Origin of the sequence: Skermania piniformis (genome assembly GCF_019285775.1) — a bacterium.
GTDB classification, from domain to species: Bacteria; Actinomycetota; Actinomycetes; order Mycobacteriales; family Mycobacteriaceae; genus Skermania; species Skermania pinensis.
The window spans coordinates 1,408,685-1,425,422 of record NZ_CP079105.1 but is presented as its reverse complement, the minus strand read 5'-3'; the positions used below and the strand labels follow the sequence as shown (position 1 = coordinate 1,425,422).

Below are 16,738 nucleotides of genomic sequence, written 5' to 3'. Positions count from 1 at the left end.
CGATGAGCGCACCGGCAGTCCGGGCCCGGGCCCGGGCCGGCGTGGTGCTCCCCACGCTCGCCGTCGGGTTGCTGGCAACCTGTGTCCTGGCCGCCGGCATCGGTCAGTTCGCCATCCCACCGCTGCAGGTGCTCGGCAGTTTTCTGCACCATTTCGCCATTCCGATCGGCCCGATGCCGGAGCAGCCGATGGGCGACGCAACGCTCTGGCAGGTGCGCTTTCCCCGGGTCGCGCTGGCGCTCCTGGTCGGTGCCGCACTGGCCTGTGCCGGCGCCGTGCTCCAGGGCGTGTTCGCCAATCCACTCGCCGAACCCGGGGTGATCGGTGTCTCCGCCGGGGCCGCAGCCGGCGCGGCCGCCGTGATCGTGGTCGGCGGGGTTGCGGTCAGCGAGCTGGCAGTCTCGGCGGGCGCGTTCGTGGCCGGCCTGCTCGCGACCGGCGTCGTCTACGCACTGTCGCGATCAGGCGGCCGCACCGAAGTGGTCACCCTGGTGTTGACCGGCATCGCGATCAATGCGGTCGCCGGCGGACTCATCGCCTATCTGACCTTCGTGGCCTCCCCGATCGCCCGCGACGAGATCGTGTTCTGGCAGTTGGGCAGCCTCAACCGGGCAACCTGGAGTGCGGTGTCCATCGTGGCGCCGATGGTGCTGGTCGGCATCGGCGCCACGATGCTGTTGGTCCGCCGACTCGACCTGCTCGCACTCGGTGAAGCACCGGCTCGCCACCTCGGGGTGGACGTCGAGCGACTGCGTCTGGTCGCGATCGTGCTCGTCGCGTTGCTCACCGCGGCCGCGGTCGCCTTCGCCGGCATCATCCTGTTCGTCGGCCTGGTGATTCCGCATCTGATGCGCCTGCTGGTCGGTCCCGGACATCGGGTGTTGGTGCTGGCCAGCATCTTGGCCGGCGCCCTGCTGCTGGTGGTGGCCGACCTGGGGGCCCGAACCCTGGTCACGAACGCCGATCTGCCCATCGGCATCCTGACCTCGCTGGCCGGCGGGCCGTTCTTCCTCTATCTGCTGCGGCGCGAACGGCTGCAGTCCGGCGGCTGGGCATGAGGCAGCTGCGGCGGCACCGGGGCGAAATTCCGGAGCCCCCGCGCGATCGGCCGGCAATGCGTGCCGACCGGCTGACCCTGCGACTGCCCGGCGCCGTTCGCCCGACCCTGCACGAGGTGGACCTGGAGGTGCGGTTCGGCGAGGTGCTCGCGCTCGTCGGCCCGAACGGCGCCGGCAAGTCCACCCTGCTCGCCGCTCTCGCCGGGACCGCGCACCCGGACGCGGGGGCGGTCGGCCTCGCCGGACAGCCGCTGCCCACCTGGTCGCCGACCATGCAGGCGCGGCTACGTGCGGTGCTGCCGCAATCCCACACCGCAGGTTTCGGCTTCACCTGCGAAGAAGTGGTCCGGATGGGTCGCTCGCCGTGGCAACACACTCCGCGTCGACGCGACGACGACGTCGCCGTCCGGGACGCGCTGGCCGAATGCGACGTGAGCCGGATGGCCGACCGCCGCTTCGCGGCCCTGTCCGGAGGCGAGCGGGCCCGGGTCGCGTTGGCCCGGGTGCTGGCCCAGCGCACCCCCATCCTGCTGCTCGACGAGCCGACCGCCGCGCTCGACCTGAAGCATCAAGAAGACGTGATGGCGATCGTGCGGGCCCGAGCCGGTGCCGGATGTGCGGTCGTCCTGGTGATCCACGACCTGAATCTGGCTGCCGCGTTCGCCGATCGGGTGACGATTCTGGCCGACGGGGTGGTCCGGGCCGGTGGGACCGTCGCCGACACCCTGACCGCACCGATCCTGTCCGAGGTGTTCGGTCTGGCCATCGACGTGACGGCGATCGGTGGGCAGGTCGGCATCGCACCCCGACGTCGGCGACCCCCTGCGGAAAACAGCCCCGCCGGCTAGCCCACGACGGCGAGCAACTGTCGCAGCGTGTCCAGCTGCTGCTCGTACGGTCCGTCCAGCTTGGCCAGCAACGTCGTGATACCGGCTTCTCGGTAGGCCGAGACGCGCGCACCGATCTCGGCCGGCGTGCCGAGCAGGTTCGTCAGCCGGCCCAGCTCGATCGGCACCTGCGCCTTCGCCTGATCCTGCTCGCCCGCCTGCCACAGCTCGGCCACTCGATCGATCGCCTCGCCGAAACCCAATCGGGTGAAGGCCTCGTTGTAGAAGTTGACCTTTCCCACCCCCATCGCGCCGATCGTGAAGGCGTAGCCGGCGGCATGCCGACGCGCCGCCTCGTCGGCATCGTCGGTGATCTCCACCGCCACCGGCGCAACCAGATCCAGCTCCGCCGGCGAGCGACCGGCGCGCTCGGCGCCGTCCCGGAGCGGCCCCAAGAACACCTCGGCCAGCTCCGGCAGGAACGCGTTGCCCAACCATCCGTCGGCCGCCTCGCCGGTCAGCCGCAGGTTCGCCGGCCCCATGGCGGCCACGTAGACCGGCACCGGCCGCGGCGCCACCAGCGGGCGCAACGCCGTGCCGGCGCTGTCCGGCAGCGGAAGCGGGTAGATCTCGCCGTCATGCTGGAGCCGCTCCCCGCGGCTGACGGTCCGGACGATCTCGATGGTCTCCCGGGTGGTCTGCACCGGCTTGCGGAATCGCACCCCGTGCCAGCCCTCCATCACCCGCGGGCCGGACACCCCGATACCGAGCGTGAACCGTCCACCGGAGAGTTCCTGCAGGCTCAGCGCCGAGGTGGCCAGCAGCGCCGGCGACCGCGAGCCGAGCTGGACGACGAACGTGCCGAGGCCGATGCTCGAGGTCCGCGCGGCCAGGTAGGCGAGGCCGGTCAGCGCGTCGTAGCCCCACACCTCCGGAACCCACAACGACGCCACGCCGATCCGCTCGGCTTCCTGGGCGAACTCCACCGCCCCCGGCAATCTCGGTTCGACCATTACTCCGACACGCACGACGGCTACGGTATCGCGCAGAGCCGGGACAGGTGTGTCCGATCTACCAGGAGGCGCGATGCGGTACCGCGACTGCCCGACCATCGAGGTGTCCGAGCGGATCGACGCCGATCCGACCCAGGTCTGGGCCCTGGTCACCGACATCACGCTGCCGGTCGAGTTCTCCACCGAGCTGTACCGGGTCGAGTGGTTGGACGGGGCCGAGCGGGTCGACGTCGGCGCCCGGTTCCGCGGGCACAACCGGCATCCCGCGCTCGGCACCTGGCACACCGATTGTCGGGTGGCCGAGATCGAACCGAACCGCCGCTGGGTCTGGCAGGTGATCATGGACGATCAGGTCGCGGCATCGTGGGGTTTCGAGGTCGACCCGGGCCGGACCGGGACGACCTTGCGGCAGTGGGGTCGACTGGGCCCGGGACCGTCCGGGCTGAGTATCGCGATCGCTGCGATGCCGGAGAAGGAAGGCCGGATCATCGCCAACCGGCTCGTCGAATGGGAGCAGGGTATCCGGGCCAACCTCGCCGGCATCAAGGCGCTGATCGAGCAGTCCTGAGCCCGGCCCCGCCCACGCGAGCGCCGCACTCGACCCGACCGAAACCGGCCGAAACGAAGAGATGAGCCGCTTGCGGCCGAAGTCCGGGTGTGGATGATACGGCAAGACCGGAAGAAACATGCGATGCTACTGCTTCGGGTTATGTTCGCTACATGCACGACCCGCTGTTTCCGGTGCCGGACGGGTACAGCCCGCCCAGCGGGCTGCTCCCCGATCTCCCGAAACGCCCGCGGCGTCGCATGCTCCTCCTCGGCGCCGGGACGACCGCGGTGGTGGCCGTGCTCGCGGTGCTCACCACCGATCCACCGCGGCCGACGCCGCCACACGCGGCCGGCGGCGAGGTGACCAGCCCACACCTGTCGGCCACCGGCAGTCTCGATCCGGGCCGGCCTCGCACATCGGCCGCAACCGGCACCGATCCGGAAACCTTCGTCCGGGACTATTACGGCAAACTTCCGGCCGACGCGACCGCAGCCTGGGCCGACTACGACGAGTACTACCAGGACCGGACCGGCCGGGCTGCCTTCGACGAATTCTGGGCGTCGGTCGCCTCGGTCGCGGTACTCGCCGCAACCCCGCGCGACCGTACGACGGTCGAGCTGACGCTGCGCTACGTCACCAAAGCCGGGCTGACCGACACCGAGCAACGGTGGGTACGGGTGATCGAGCAGGACAATCGGCTGCTGATCCACGATTCCGAGCGGATCGGGCCGGCCTGAACATGAGACCCTCGAACCATGGCCCAAATGAACACCGCCCCGACTACGCCGACCCTGTGGCAGAAAGTCGGCTACTGGTACGGGCGACGGTTGCCGAACTCGATGCAAACCTGGGTGCGCGACGACCTGATCGGCCCCGGCTCGGCCCGACGGATGGTGCTGCGGTGGACGCTACCGTGCGTCCTCGTCCTGGCTCCGCTGCTGCTGATCCCGACCACCCCGCTGGTCCACATGACCATGACACTGCCGATCCTGATTCCGTTCGTCTATTTCGCGATCGCGTTGAATCGGGTGTATCGGCGACATCGGCTGGCCCAGCACGGGCTCGACCCCGAACTGCTCGACCGGTCGCTGCGCGAACGCGACGTCGCCCAGCACGAGTCCTACGCTCGACGGTACGGGCCGCGAACCTGAGCCGAACAACGCGATCGTTCTGCTTCGGATCAGTGCGAGGAAATAGACTCGTCGACATGCAGACGCGTGAGGGCGAGTTCGCCGGTTTCGCCGGTCCGATCCACTGGCGGGCTTGGCTGCCCGATACCCCGGCGAAGGCGGTCGTGGTGCTCGTCCACGGCGTGGCCGAGCACAGCGGCCGCTACGGCCATGTCGCCCAGACCCTGACCGATGCCGGTTATGCGGTGTACGCCCACGACCACCACGGACACGGCCGCTCAGCCGGGAAACCGGCCAACATCGAATCGCTGGACGGGCTCGCCGACGATCTCGGTGAGATGACCGCCGTCGCCCGCAGCGAGCAACCCGGGCTGGCGCTGTTCTTGATCGCGCACAGCATGGGCGCGCTGACCACTCTGTACTACCTCACCCGCGATCCGGCACCGCTGGCCGGAGTGGTGCTGTCCGCGCCGCCGCTGGAGGTGCCGGTGGTGAACCCGATGCTGCGCGCCGCGTCCGGTGTACTGACCCGGGTTACACCGAATCTCGGTGTGCTCAAACTTGATTCGTCGATGATCAGCCGCGACCCGGCCGTCGTCCGGGATTACGACACCGATCCGCTGAACTTCCGGGGCAAACTGCCGGTCCGCACCGGCGCGGAGATCCTCCGGATCACCGAGCTGGTCGGCGAACGGCTCCCCCGGATCGACGTGCCGATGCTGGTGCTGCACGGCACCGCCGACCGGTTGGCCGACATCTCCGGTGCCGAACTCGTCGCCACCAAGATCGGCTCGACCGACTTCACCTTCACCCGTTACCCCGGGCTCTACCACGAGGTGTTCAACGAGCCGGAACGGGCACAGGTGCTCAACGACACGGTGAGCTGGCTGGACGCACACTCGGGGTGACGATCGGCGGTACCGCGCGGTCACCGACCCGCGGCCACCTCGAGTTCGCCGAGTGCATCGTCGAGATAGGCCAACAATCGCTGCAAGCGGGGAGCCACCTCGCGGGAACCGGTGATCCCGAACTCCAGGCTGTCGTTGTTACCGATCACGGTGATGTTCAGCGCGATACGGTCCATCACGACCGATGCCGGGTAGAAGCCGTCCAGTCGGGCCCCGTTGTAGTACAACGTTTCTCGGGGTCCGGGCACGTTGGAGATGGTGACGTTCGCAGTGGGCGGCAGGACCTGCGAGAGTCCTTCGACACTCGACGTCGCATACAGCGGGCTCATCATCGCCGCCGACAAAGCGAGGATCTGCGTCTTGTCGAGCTCCGCCAGAACGTCCTTGGCCTGGCCCATCGACGTCGTGATCGTCGACAATCTCGATTCGACGTCCGGGTACTGGGTGCCGAGAACCGCCAGAGCCGCGCCGACCGCGTTTCCGCCGCCCTCGGTGTCGGATTTCGACCGCACCGAGACCGGCACGAAGGCGACCAGCGACTCGTCGGGTAACGCATCGAGTTCCAGCAGGTAGCGTCGCAGTGCGCCGCTGCACATCGCGAGCACGATGTCGTTCACGGTGCAGCCCAACCCATGTGCGGCGTTCTTGACCCGCTCGATCCCGTAGGACTGGGCCGCGAACCGGCGCGCCGGCCCGATCTGGTCGTTGAAGATCATCCGGGGCGCGGCGAGCGGACGCGCACGCCCGGGATCACGTACGACCTGGGTGAGGAGCCGGCCGAACTTCGGTACCGCACCGATCACATCAGCGGTAAGGTCGACCGTCGATTTGACCAGGTCGAGCCGGCCGGACGTCGACCGCGCCGTGCGTTCGCGTGCCGCGAAGAAGGCCGGCAGGTCGCGCGCGTCGGGATCCGGCGAGAGCGATTCCTGCAACAGCAACAACGCCGAGACGCCGTCGAACAACGCGTGGTGGAACTTCGTGAAAACCGCGACGCGGCCGTCTTCGAGCCCCTCCACCACATACATCTCCCACAGCGGGTAGTGCCGGTCGAGCGGAACGCTGTGCCAGTGCGAGACGACCTCGAGCAGGTCGCGGACCCGGCCCGGCCGAGGCAACCCACGGAGCCGCACGTGGTAGTCGAGATCGACCTCGTCCAGCTCGTCCCAGAAAAACCGCAACGGCGAAAAGGCGCTGGTAGCGGCCGGGCGCCGGCGAAACGCCGGCGCGACGTCGGTGGTCGAGGCCCAACTGTCGCGCAGCCGGCGGGCAAAATCCGCTCCGGCGTCCGGCGGCGGAGTCAGCAACTGCAGTCCCCCGACGTGCATCGGCTGGTCGCCGCGTTCGACGGACAAGAACATGTAGTCGGTAGGTGGAATGAGTCTCATGAGAAGGCCTTTCGAGTCGACGATCGCCATCCGAGGGCGAGCGCGCACTGATACACGACAGGCGCCGGCGAAGTCCGGACGTCGACGTTGCACGGGACATCACCGGGGCGTGAAGTACCGCCGCGGGTTGTCCACCAGCATGGTGGTGATCTGCTCGTCGGTCACGCCCTGTGCGCGCAACGCGGGCAGCACGTCCTGGGAGATGTGCAGGTAGTTCCAGTTCGGCATCGCCGCGGCCAGTAGCGCCTGGGTCTGCTCACCGGAGAAGAAGTCCATGTAGCAGGACGCGTCGTGGCTGAGCACGATCCGGTCGGCGTAGCCCTGGGCGCACAGCGCCGCGATCGTCGCCACCCGCTGCTCGGTGGAGTTGAACAGGTCGAGGCCGAACCGATCGCAGCCGATCGTCGCGCCCTGGTCCATGATCCAACGCAGGTAGTCCTGGTCGTTGCTGTCGCCGGCGTGCCCGACCACCACCTTCGTCAGGTCGACCCCGCGTTCCCGATAGAAGTCCAGCGCGAGCCGCCCGGTCTGGTGTTCGGCGTTGGTGTGCACGGTGATCGGTGCACCGGTCTGCTCGTGCGCAGCGCAGATCGCGTTCTGCACCCGGGTCTGATCCGGCGTCAGGCCGCGTTCCTCGACCACGCATTTGAGCAGCCCGGCGCGTACCCCGGTGCCGGGGATGCCCGCCTCGATGTCCCGGACGAACAGTTCGATCATCGGGTCCGGGCCGTCGAGGACCGTGCCGGGACCCCGGTAGTGAAAGAAGTGCGGGATCTGGTCGAAGGTATAGAGCCCGGTCGCCACCACGATATTCAGCTCCACCGCCGCGTTCACCCGCTGCACCCGAGGCAGATAGCGGCCGAGGCCGATCACGGTCGGGTCGACGATCGTGTCGATCCCGGCCTGTTTCAACGCGGTGAGCTTGGCGATCGCATCGGCGACCCGCTCCTCCTCGTCCCACCAGTCCGAGCCGTAGTTCGCCTGCACGTCCGGGGTGGTCACGAACACGTGCTCGTGCATCAGGGTGGGCCCGAGCCGGTCGAGCTCGACCGGACCGCGCACCGTATCGACGGTATCGGCTGACATGGCGTCCTTTCGATCAGTTCCCGACTCGATCAGTTCCCGACGAATACCCGCTCCACGACAGCGCGAGCGCGGCGGGTCACCCGGCGATAGTGGTCGAGGAACTCCCCGGCGTCCCCGGGCGGCCAGCCGGCCACCCGCGCCACCTTGGCCAGTTCGCGGCCGGGGCCCGGGAGCTGATCGGTCGGCTTGCCGCGTACCAGCACCAGAGCGTTACGCGCATCGGTCGCGGTGATCCATGCGTCCCGCAGCAGCTCGACGTCGGCCGCCGACAGCAGCTCGGCCGCCTCGATCGAGTCCAGCGTCTCCAGGGTCGAGGTGTTGCGCAGACTCGGCACCTGCCCGGCATGCCGCAGCTGCACCAGCTGCACGGTCCACTCCACGTCCGCCAGTCCGCCCCGACCCAGCTTGGTGTGCGATGCCGGGTCCGCGCCACGCGGCAGCCGCTCCGAATCCACCCGCGCCTTGATCCGGCGGATCTCGCGCACCGCCTCCGGCGACACCCCGTCGGCGGGGTACCGCACCGGGTCCACCAGGTGCAGGAAATCGATCCCCAGTGCCTCGTCACCGGCCATCTGGTGCGCCCGCAGCAACGCCTGCGTCTCCCACGGCTGCGCCCACTGCTCGTAGTACGCGCCGTAGGCGGCGAGCGTGCGGACCAGCGGACCGTTGCGTCCTTCCGGTCGCAACCCCGCGTCGACCTGCAACGGCGGGTCGGTGCTGGGCGCACCGAGCAGCTTCTGGACCCGCCCGGCGACGGTGTTGGCCCACTTCACCGCGTCGGTCTCGTCCGCTCCCGGCTTCGGGTCGCAGACGAACAACACGTCCGCGTCCGAGCCGTAGCCCAGTTCGTGCCCACCGAGCCGACCCATCCCGATCACGGCGAAGCGGGCCGGCGCCGGGCCGCCGCGCTCTGCTTCGGTCCCTCGGATCACCGCGGCCAGGGCCGCGCCGAGCACCGCCGCCCACACCGACGACAACGCCCGACACACCTGCCGCACATCGAGCAGCCCGAGCACATCTGCCGACGCGATCCGGGCCAACTCGTAGCGGCGTAGCGAGCGGGCCGCCGCCACCGCCCGCTTCGGATCGGTATACCGGGCCGAGGACGACACGATGCCGCGGGCGACGTCGACCGGTTGCGATGCCACCAGCAGCGGGCCGTCCGGGCCGTCGGCGAGCAGCCGGATCACGTCCGGCGCGTTGATCAGCAGATCCGGCAGGTAGGCCGACGACCCCAACAGCAGCATCAGCCGCTGGGCGATCGCCCCCTCGTCGCGCAGTGCCCGCAGGAACCAGTCCTCGTTCGCCATCGCCTCGGACAGCCGCCGGTAGGCCAGCAGACCGGCGTCCGGGTCCAGCGTGTCGCCGAGATAGTCGAGCAGGGTGGGCAGCAGCAACGCCTGGATCCGGCCGCGTCGGGACACTCCCCCGGTCAGCGCCTCCAGGTGGTTGAGCGCGTTGCGCGGGTTCACGTAGCCGAGTGCGGCCAGCTGCCGGATCGCCGCTTCCGGGCTCAGCCGCAGCGTGTCGGAATCCAACCGGGCCACCGACTCCAGCAACGGCCGGTAGAACAGCTTCGAGTGCAGGCGACGGATTCGGTGCGTGTTGCGCTTGATCTCGGCCAGCAGCACCCCCAGCGCGTCGTTGCGGCCGTCCGGGCGCATGTGCGCGGCGCGCGCCAGCCAGCGCAGGCCCTCTTCGTCGTCGGCCGCCGGCAGGGTATGGGTGCGGCGCAGCTTCTGCAGCTGCAGCCGGTGCTCCAGCAACCGCAGGAACTCGTAGGACGCGCGCAGGTTCGCCGCGTCGTCCCGGCCGACATAACCGCCGGCGGCCAACGCGGCCAGCGCATCCAGGGTGCTCGCGACGTGCAGCGCGTCGTCCGCCCGACCGTGTACCAGCTGCAGCAGCTGCACCGCGAACTCGACGTCGCGCAGACTCCCGTGGCCCAGCTTCAGCTCGCGGTCGCGCAGCTCGGCAGGCACGTTGTCCTCCACCCGGCGGCGCATCGTCTGCACCTCCGGGACGAAGTCGGCGCGCTCGGATGCGGTCCAGACCATCGGCATCACCGCCGCCCGGTAGCGCTCCCCCAGCTCCAGGTCGCCGGTCATCGGCCGCGCCTTCAGCAGCGCCTGGAACTCCCAGGTCTTTGCCCACCGCTTGTAGTACGCGACATGCGAATCCAGCGTGCGGACCAGCTCGCCGCGCTTACCCTCCGGCCGCAACGCCGCGTCCACCTCGAAGAACGCGGCCGAACCTACCCGCATCAGCTCACCGGCGATCCGGGCCGCGATCGGCGTGGCCGGCTCGGCGACGAACACCACGTCGACATCGCTGACGTAGTTCAGCTCGCGGCCACCGCACTTGCCCATCGCGATCACCGCCAGCGCGACCGGCATCGGGCCCTTCGGGCTGGCCGTCGCGATCGCGACCGACAGCGCAGCGGTGAGCGCGGCGTCGGCCAGATCGGACAGGTGCGCACCGACCACCGGGTAGGGCAGCACCGGCTCGTTCTCCACGGTGGCGGCCAGGTCCAGCGCGGCCACCAGCAGCAGCTGATCTCGATAGGCCGTGCGAAGCGGCGGGATCGCCGCCGGCGCGGTCAGGGCCGCCCGATAGACCAACGGCCCGGCGTGCGGTCCGGTCTCCGGTACCGCGCCCACCGCGTCGAGCAGCGTCGTGCGTAGCTGCGCCGCATCCGGCAGCGACCCCTGACGCAACAGCTGCCAGGTCTGCGGATGCGCGACGATGTGGTCGGCCAGCGCGCTGGACGCGCCGATCACGCCGAACAGCCGGCCGCGCAGCGAGGTGTTCGTGCGTAGCTCGACGGCGAGTTCGGCCCAGCCGCTGCCGAGTTCGCCGTGCAACCGAACCAGTGTCTTCAGCGCCAGGTCGGGGTTCGCCGCGCGCGACAACGCCCAGAGGACCGGCACGCTGTCCGGGGTGTCCCAGCCGAGCGTCCGCAGGTCCGCCGCAGCGCCCGGCTCGACCAGCCCCAGCCGACCGGCTCCCGGAACAGTCGATCGCGCGGTAGGAGGACGAACCATACGACCAACCTAGCGCCCGAGCGCATTCCGGATCGACACTCCGCACGGCTCGTGACCGGTCGGATACCGAGTCGGTCACGGATGCCGGTCGCTACAGGTCCAGGTACTCGCTCAGCTCGAACGGCGTCACCTGACTGCGGTACTCCGCCCACTCCCGCCGCTTGTTACGCAGGAAGAAATCGAACACGTGCTCGCCGAGCGCCTCGGCCACCAGCTCGGAATGCTCCATCACGATCAGCGCATCGGCCAGGCTGCCCGGCAGGTCGCGATACCCCATCGCGCGCCGTTCGGCCGGGGTGAGCGCCCACACGTCGTCCTCGGCTTCCGGGGCGAGCGTGTACCCCTTCTCGATCCCGCGCAGCCCGGCGGCGAGCAGCACCGCGAACGCCAGGTAGGGATTGCACGCCGAGTCGGGGCTGCGGATCTCCACCCGGCGCGACGAGGCCTTGTTCGGCGTGTACATCGGTACCCGGACCAACGCGGATCGGTTCGACCGACCCCAGGACGCCGCGGTCGGCGCCTCCCCACCGTGGATCAGGCGCTTGTAGGAATTCACCCATTGGTTGGTCACCGCACTGATCTCGGCCGCGTGCTCCAGGATTCCCGCGACGAACGCGCGAGCGGTCTGCGACAGCTGGTTCGGATCGTCCGGGTCGTGGAAGGCGTTGGTCTCACCCTCGAACAGGCTCATATGCACGTGCATCGCCGAGCCGGGGTAGCGGCTGAACGGCTTGGGCATGAAGGTGGCGCGTACCCCCTCGTCGATCGCCACCTCCTTCACCACGTAGCGGAAGGTCATCACGTTGTCCGCCATCGACAACGCGTCCGCGTACCGCAGGTCGATCTCCTGCTGGCCGGGCGCCCCTTCGTGGTGGCTGAACTCGACCGAGATCCCCATCGACTCCAGCGCGTCGACCACATGCCGACGGAAGTTCGGGGCCGCCTCGTGCACCACCTGATCGAAGAAGCCGCCGGTGTCCGCGGGTACCGGCGGTGCCCCCTCCGGGCCGCTCTTCAGCAGAAAGAACTCGATCTCCGGATGCACGTAGCAGCTGAAACCGAGGTCGCCTGCCTTGTTCAGCTGGCGGCGCAGCACATGTCGTGGATCGGCCCAGGACGGCGACCCGTCCGGCATCGCGATATCGCAGAACATCCGCGCCGAGTGCTGATCGCCCCGGCTGGTCGACCAGGGCAGCACCTGGAAGCTGGACGGGTCGGGTTTGGCCACCATGTCCGCCTCGGACACGCGGGCAAAGCCTTCGATGGCCGAACCGTCGAAGCCGATCCCCTCCTCGAACGCACCCTCCAGCTCGGCCGGCGCGATCGCCACGGATTTCAGATAGCCGAGCACGTCGGTGAACCAGAGCCGGACGAATCGGATGTCGCGCTCTTCGAGGGTTCGGAGCACGAACTCCTTCTGACGGTCCATGCTGCGAGACTAGGCACCCAGCGTTAAATCCGTGTTACGGCGCGCGGCCGGGCGCTCAGCAGGTGCGATCGCCGGCGGTGGCGGTATCGATCAGATAGCTGACCACCGCATCGTCCACACACGCAACTCCGGAGGTCAGCGCGACGGTGTGCTGGGTGCCCTGATAGGTGATCAGTGCCGCGCCGATCCGACCGGCCAGCTCGGCTCCGGCCTGATACGGCGTCGCCGGATCGCCGGTGGTCGACACCACGGTCAGTTTGGGCCACCCGGAAGCCGACATCTGTTGCGGCGAGCTGGTATTCGGTACCGACCAGAACGCACAAAGATCCAGTGGAGCTTGTCCGGTGCCGTGGCCGTCGTCCAGGAACGGGGCCAGTCGGCGGTAATCGGTGTCCACCGCGCCGGCCACCGCGCGGTCGGTGATCGGCGGATCGTCCACACACCGGATCGCGTTGAACGCGTCCTCGACGTTGTCGTAGCTGCCGTCCTCCCGCCGGCCCTCGTAGAGGTCCGCCAGGTGCAATAGGGTGTCGCCCCGCCCGTCGGCCAACTCCCGCAGCCCGACCGTGAGCAGTGGCCACAGCTCGGTGGAGTACAGCGCCTGCTGGACGCCGGTGGTCGCGTCGGAGTAGCCGAGCCCGCGCGGATCGGTGGTCGTCGCGGGTCGCTGTTCGAGCGGGGTGACCAAACCGCGGAACACCGTGTTCGCCTGCGTCGGGTCGGTGCCCAGCGGACACCGCTGCGAGCGGGCGCAGTCGGCGGCGTAGTCGTCGAAAGCGGCCTGGAACCCCGCCGCCTGCAGCCGGATCGCCTGCAGCCGATCGGTTCCCGGATCGACCACGCCGTCGAGCACCATCGCGCGCACCCGTTCCGGAAACTCGTCGGCATAGGCCAATCCGATTCGGGTGCCGTAGGAGTAGCCCAGGTAGGTCAGCCGATCGTCGCCGAGCACCGAGCGCAGGATGTCGATGTCACGCACCGTCTCCCGGGTGCCGAGGTGCGATAGCAGCTCGGTGCCCATCCGGCCGGCACAGCTGCCGGCATAGTCGCGGTGCTCCTGCTCGGTGGTCGCGATGCCGGTCGGTGAGGTGTCGAAGTCGGGATCGGCGCGCTCGGCGTCGGCCTGGGCGTCGGTCAGACAACGCACCGCCGGCAACGACGCACCGACTCCACGCGGGTCCAGGCCGATCACGTCGAACCGTTCGGCGAGCGGGGTGCCGGCCCCCTGCGTAGCCAAACTCAACCCGGACACGCCGGGTCCACCGGGGTTGGTGATCAACGCGCCGATCCGGTCACCACTCGCGACCGCCCGGGACACGGCGAGCTGTACGGTGTCGCCGTCCGGCCGGGCGTAGTCGACCGGCACGGTCAATCGAGTGCATTGCAGGCTGGCCGGCAACGGATCGCCGGGTTGCTCGAAATCTGCGCACGATCCCCAGTCCAGCTGCTGGCGACTGAACCGGTCCAGGCCGGCCGAATCTGTGGTGGGTTCGGGCGAGCCGCTCGGGCCGGACGAACTCGCCGGCGGATCGGCCGAGCGCGAATCACCGCATCCGGCCAGCGAGACCAGGCCCCCGAGGAGAACAACCGCTGCAGCCACACCGGACCGGAGCGAGCAGCGTGCCGACATCTGTCGATCGTGCCACGGACTCCGGTCAGTTGACCGCCGACGACAGGGTGCGGGCGATGTCGCCGAGTACCGCATCCGGTTGCTGCGCGAGCCGGTGTGCCGTGACCGTGAGAACGTTCCAGCCGCCCGCCAGCAACGCGGCCCGGCGGCGGCGGTCTCGCTCGACCTGTTCGGCGTCGCGCAGCCATTCCCAGCCGACCAGCTCGATCGCCAGCCGGAAGCGGGGGAAGACCATGTCGACGTCGTAGTCGAGGTAACTCACATGCTGCCGCCACCCCTCCACCCCGGCCGACCGAAGCAGCTGGACCAGCTGCCGTTCTGCCTGCCACAGCCCGCCGTCGCCGGCCAGGGCGAGCATCCGGCCGACCGCCGGGGAACCGCGCCGACCGGAGTTGCGCTCGTGCGCCGCAAGCAGGTCCGGCATCGACACCCGGGACTGCAACGCCCGATCCATCAGCACCGATCCGTCGCGCAGCTCGACCGCAGCCTCCAACACGGTCAGCGGGACCGCGGTGATCGCCAGGTCGCGAACGACCGCCTGATCCTCCGGCGCGAGGTCACGATGTCGGATCCGGACCGACTCGACCCGATGCAGCCGCCGCGCGGACGGGATGGTCACCCAGTTGCGCGCCGGCGGGCGATCGATCAGCTGGTGCCACCAGGCCGCGCTCGGACCGTAGGCGAGGGCCCCCTCCCCCGCCCCGTACACGGCGGCGCGTAACTCCACCGCGGGGGTTCGGGTGTGCTCGGCGAGCACGTAGACCCCTTTGGTGAGCCGGCGCCACTCACCGGAATTGACCCGTCGCTTCACGCCGGACAGGCTCATTCCGGCGGCACGCGCCTGCGCCAAGGTCAACACGCCCTGTTGGCGTGCCATCAGGCGAAGAACAGCAGACGGTGTCACATCCACTAGGACTCGGACACCGAGCGCCCGGTTCCACACTGCGGAATTGGGAAGATTGAAGGCCGGTCGACCAGGCATGATCTAGCCGGTGTGACCAATCGCACTCGTCGCTGCGCTACACCGCCCGAACCTCCCGGTGGAAAAATTGTCCCCGTCAGACGCACTCCCGGAGACCCGACCAAGGCTTCGAGGTAGGCGTACTCGATGACTCACTCCGAGGGGACAACGATGTCCGATACCACCGCGATGCCCGATACCACCGCGATGTCCGATACCACCGTGATGCCCGATACCACCGCGATGCCCGATACCACCGCGATGCCCGATACCACCGCGATGTCCGAAACCGCGCCGTACGGTGCCGCCGCCCCGGCGCCCCGGCGCCAGACCCGGGTGCACCACCTGCAAGCGATGAAGTCGGCCGGCACCAAGTGGTCGATGTTGACCGCCTACGACTACTCGACCGCCCGACTCTTCGACGAGGCGCAGATTCCGGTACTGCTGGTCGGCGATTCGGCCGCCAACGTGGTCTACGGTTACGACACCACGGTGCCGATCACCATCGACGAGCTGATTCCGCTGGCGCGCGGGGTGGTTCGCGGCGCACCGCACGCGCTGGTGGTCGCCGACCTCCCGTTCGGCAGTTACGAATCCACACCTGCCCAGGCGCTCGCCAGCGCCACCCGGTTCCTCAAGGAAGCCGGCGTGCATGCGGTGAAGCTGGAGGGCGGCGAGCGGGTTGCCGGCCAGATCGCGACGCTCGGCTCCGCCGGTATCCCGGTGATGGCGCACATCGGCTTCACCCCGCAGAGTGTCAACTCGCTCGGCGGATTCCGGGTGCAGGGCCGCGGCGACGGCGCCGAGCAGCTGGTCGCCGACGCGCTCGCCGTCCAGGAGGCCGGCGCGTTCTCGGTGGTGATGGAGATGGTGCCGGCCGAGCTGGCCGGCCAGGTCACCCGCAAGCTCACCATTCCGACCGTCGGCATCGGTGCCGGCAGCGAATGCGATGCCCAGGTGTTGGTCTGGCAGGACATGGCCGGCTACACGAGCGGGCGCACGGCGAAGTTCGTCAAGAAGTTCGCCACGCTCGGCGACGACCTGCGGGCGGCGGCCGGTGCGTACGCCGCCGAGGTGCGCAACGGCACGTTCCCGGCCCGCGAACACACGTTCTGACCTGGCCCGACCGACCCGTCCGACCCGGCGCTGCGGTGGTGCGGTAGCGACCCGCTCGTACACTCGCAACAGACACCGCAAAATCGGACGAAAGGGTCCCCGATGCGTGCCTGCCCTCCCCGGGCTGTCCGGATCTCCGCCGTGATCCTGGCGGCGCCGGCGGCGGCGCTGCTCGCCGGCTGCGCGGCCCCGCACGAGCAGGCCGGGACGCTCAGCTCGCCGGCGCTATCGCCCACCACCGGAGTACCGCAGACCACCGCCGATGCCGCGCCGCCGGCCGGCACGGCGTCGGTCACCCCCACCGCCGGCGACGACCTGTGCCGCCGACTGGAGGCCGCACTGCCCGATTGGCGGGTGCAGGGTCCGACACTGGGCAAACTGGCCTTGAAAGGCCTGGCCTTCGAGTGGGCCGCGAACAACGGCTACGCCAACGTCGAGCTGCTCCGCGACCACACGGTGTTCGACACGGTCGCCGGCGATCGCTGCGCCAACGTGCGGCAGGAGACACTCGCCGCGCTGTCGATCCCCAGCCTCGACGCCGGGATCTACGCACTGTGAGCGACCGAGTGCGATATCCGGAGATCACGCCGTACCTCAC

At 69.4% G+C, this 16,738-nt stretch carries 15 protein-coding genes; 8 read left to right on the top strand and 7 right to left on the bottom strand.

The genetic code is table 11. The features are described 5' to 3' along the window. The first annotated feature begins 2 nt into the window (after window positions 1-2). The gene (locus tag KV203_RS06625) at window positions 3-1,058 is read left to right on the top strand and encodes a FecCD family ABC transporter permease (RefSeq protein ID WP_066468905.1); all 1,056 of its coding nucleotides are present in this window, start codon (window positions 3-5) and stop codon (window positions 1,056-1,058) included. Beyond that, window positions 1,055-1,906 carry a heme ABC transporter ATP-binding protein gene (locus KV203_RS06620; protein ID WP_083529935.1) on the top strand — a complete coding sequence of 284 codons (852 nt, stop codon included), beginning with the start codon at window positions 1,055-1,057 and terminating at the stop codon, window positions 1,904-1,906. The genes KV203_RS06625 and KV203_RS06620 overlap by 4 nt, the downstream gene beginning before the upstream one ends. Here the strand turns inward: KV203_RS06620 and KV203_RS06615 are convergent. Beyond that, window positions 1,903-2,913, bottom strand: a complete 1,011-nt coding sequence (locus tag KV203_RS06615) for an LLM class flavin-dependent oxidoreductase (protein ID WP_246600635.1) — start codon at window positions 2,911-2,913, stop codon at window positions 1,903-1,905. The two genes, KV203_RS06620 and KV203_RS06615, sit on opposite strands and share 4 nt — an antisense overlap. 58 nt (window positions 2,914-2,971) lie before the next feature. On the opposite strand from KV203_RS06615, the gene KV203_RS06610 reads away from it, so the two are divergent. The 4 genes from KV203_RS06610 to KV203_RS06595 all read left to right on the top strand — a co-directional run bounded on the left by KV203_RS06610 (window position 2,972) and on the right by KV203_RS06595 (window position 5,486). Then, window positions 2,972-3,466: an SRPBCC family protein gene (locus tag KV203_RS06610; protein ID WP_066468912.1), complete on the top strand. Its 495-nt coding sequence runs from the start codon at window positions 2,972-2,974 to the stop codon at window positions 3,464-3,466. A 152-nt stretch (window positions 3,467-3,618) separates the two neighbouring features. Further along, complete coding sequence (locus KV203_RS06605; protein ID WP_066468914.1) at window positions 3,619-4,185, top strand: hypothetical protein; 567 nt, start codon at window positions 3,619-3,621, stop codon at window positions 4,183-4,185. Window positions 4,186-4,203: 18 nt separating this feature from the next. Beyond that, the gene (locus tag KV203_RS06600) at window positions 4,204-4,599 is read left to right on the top strand and encodes a DUF5313 domain-containing protein (protein ID WP_066468916.1); all 396 of its coding nucleotides are present in this window, start codon (window positions 4,204-4,206) and stop codon (window positions 4,597-4,599) included. 56 nt (window positions 4,600-4,655) lie between these two features. Next, window positions 4,656-5,486: an alpha/beta hydrolase gene (locus KV203_RS06595; protein ID WP_066468917.1), complete on the top strand. Its 831-nt coding sequence runs from the start codon at window positions 4,656-4,658 to the stop codon at window positions 5,484-5,486. 20 nt (window positions 5,487-5,506) lie between these two features. Here KV203_RS06595 and KV203_RS06590 read toward each other — a convergent pair whose 3' ends face one another. The 6 genes from KV203_RS06590 to KV203_RS06565 form a co-directional block, all read right to left on the bottom strand. After that, entirely contained in the window at window positions 5,507-6,874 is a 1,368-nt protein-coding gene (locus tag KV203_RS06590; protein ID WP_066469194.1) for a WS/DGAT/MGAT family O-acyltransferase, read from the bottom strand. A gap of 99 nt (window positions 6,875-6,973) precedes the next feature. Further along, window positions 6,974-7,960: a phosphotriesterase family protein gene (locus KV203_RS06585; RefSeq protein ID WP_066468918.1), complete on the bottom strand. Its 987-nt coding sequence runs from the start codon at window positions 7,958-7,960 to the stop codon at window positions 6,974-6,976. 29 nt (window positions 7,961-7,989) lie between these two features. Beyond that, window positions 7,990-11,004 carry a bifunctional [glutamine synthetase] adenylyltransferase/[glutamine synthetase]-adenylyl-L-tyrosine phosphorylase gene (locus KV203_RS06580; RefSeq protein WP_066468919.1) on the bottom strand — a complete coding sequence of 1,005 codons (3,015 nt, stop codon included), beginning with the start codon at window positions 11,002-11,004 and terminating at the stop codon, window positions 7,990-7,992. A gap of 91 nt (window positions 11,005-11,095) precedes the next feature. Next, window positions 11,096-12,433, bottom strand: coding sequence for a glutamine synthetase family protein (locus KV203_RS06575; protein WP_066468920.1), 1,338 nt, complete (start codon window positions 12,431-12,433; stop codon window positions 11,096-11,098). Window positions 12,434-12,488: 55 nt separating this feature from the next. Continuing rightward, window positions 12,489-14,063: an alpha/beta hydrolase gene (locus KV203_RS06570; RefSeq protein WP_066468921.1), complete on the bottom strand. Its 1,575-nt coding sequence runs from the start codon at window positions 14,061-14,063 to the stop codon at window positions 12,489-12,491. A 25-nt stretch (window positions 14,064-14,088) separates the two neighbouring features. After that, a complete protein-coding gene (locus tag KV203_RS06565) occupies window positions 14,089-14,940 on the bottom strand; it encodes a type IV toxin-antitoxin system AbiEi family antitoxin domain-containing protein (RefSeq protein ID WP_246600633.1) in 852 nt (283 codons plus the stop codon). 363 nt (window positions 14,941-15,303) lie between these two features. On the opposite strand from KV203_RS06565, the gene panB reads away from it, so the two are divergent. Both panB and KV203_RS06555 read left to right on the top strand, forming a co-directional pair. Further along, window positions 15,304-16,140, top strand: a complete 837-nt coding sequence (panB, locus tag KV203_RS06560) for a 3-methyl-2-oxobutanoate hydroxymethyltransferase (protein WP_066469196.1) — start codon at window positions 15,304-15,306, stop codon at window positions 16,138-16,140. 102 nt (window positions 16,141-16,242) lie between these two features. Next, on the top strand, window positions 16,243-16,698 hold the full coding sequence (locus KV203_RS06555; protein WP_066468923.1) for a hypothetical protein: 456 nt from the start codon (window positions 16,243-16,245) through the stop codon (window positions 16,696-16,698). Window positions 16,699-16,738: the final 40 nt, after the last annotated feature.

What these genes read in the sequence shown, in the direction of transcription:
- KV203_RS06600 (WP_066468916.1), top strand. Translation starts at nt 4,204, where the DNA reads ATGGCCCAAATGAACACCGCCCCGACTACGCCGACCCTGTGGCAGAAA.
- KV203_RS06555 (WP_066468923.1), top strand. Translation starts at nt 16,243, where the DNA reads ATGCGTGCCTGCCCTCCCCGGGCTGTCCGGATCTCCGCCGTGATCCTG.
- KV203_RS06570 (WP_066468921.1), bottom strand. Translation starts at nt 14,063, where the DNA reads ATGTCGGCACGCTGCTCGCTCCGGTCCGGTGTGGCTGCAGCGGTTGTT.
- KV203_RS06580 (WP_066468919.1), bottom strand. Translation starts at nt 11,004, where the DNA reads ATGGTTCGTCCTCCTACCGCGCGATCGACTGTTCCGGGAGCCGGTCGG.
- KV203_RS06605 (WP_066468914.1), top strand. Translation starts at nt 3,619, where the DNA reads ATGCACGACCCGCTGTTTCCGGTGCCGGACGGGTACAGCCCGCCCAGC.
- KV203_RS06565 (WP_246600633.1), bottom strand. Translation starts at nt 14,940, where the DNA reads ATGGCACGCCAACAGGGCGTGTTGACCTTGGCGCAGGCGCGTGCCGCC.
- KV203_RS06625 (WP_066468905.1), top strand. Translation starts at nt 3, where the DNA reads ATGAGCGCACCGGCAGTCCGGGCCCGGGCCCGGGCCGGCGTGGTGCTC.
- KV203_RS06590 (WP_066469194.1), bottom strand. Translation starts at nt 6,874, where the DNA reads ATGAGACTCATTCCACCTACCGACTACATGTTCTTGTCCGTCGAACGC.
- KV203_RS06575 (WP_066468920.1), bottom strand. Translation starts at nt 12,433, where the DNA reads ATGGACCGTCAGAAGGAGTTCGTGCTCCGAACCCTCGAAGAGCGCGAC.
- KV203_RS06610 (WP_066468912.1), top strand. Translation starts at nt 2,972, where the DNA reads ATGCGGTACCGCGACTGCCCGACCATCGAGGTGTCCGAGCGGATCGAC.
- panB (WP_066469196.1), top strand. Translation starts at nt 15,304, where the DNA reads ATGTCCGAAACCGCGCCGTACGGTGCCGCCGCCCCGGCGCCCCGGCGC.
- KV203_RS06620 (WP_083529935.1), top strand. Translation starts at nt 1,055, where the DNA reads ATGAGGCAGCTGCGGCGGCACCGGGGCGAAATTCCGGAGCCCCCGCGC.
- KV203_RS06585 (WP_066468918.1), bottom strand. Translation starts at nt 7,960, where the DNA reads ATGTCAGCCGATACCGTCGATACGGTGCGCGGTCCGGTCGAGCTCGAC.
- KV203_RS06595 (WP_066468917.1), top strand. Translation starts at nt 4,656, where the DNA reads ATGCAGACGCGTGAGGGCGAGTTCGCCGGTTTCGCCGGTCCGATCCAC.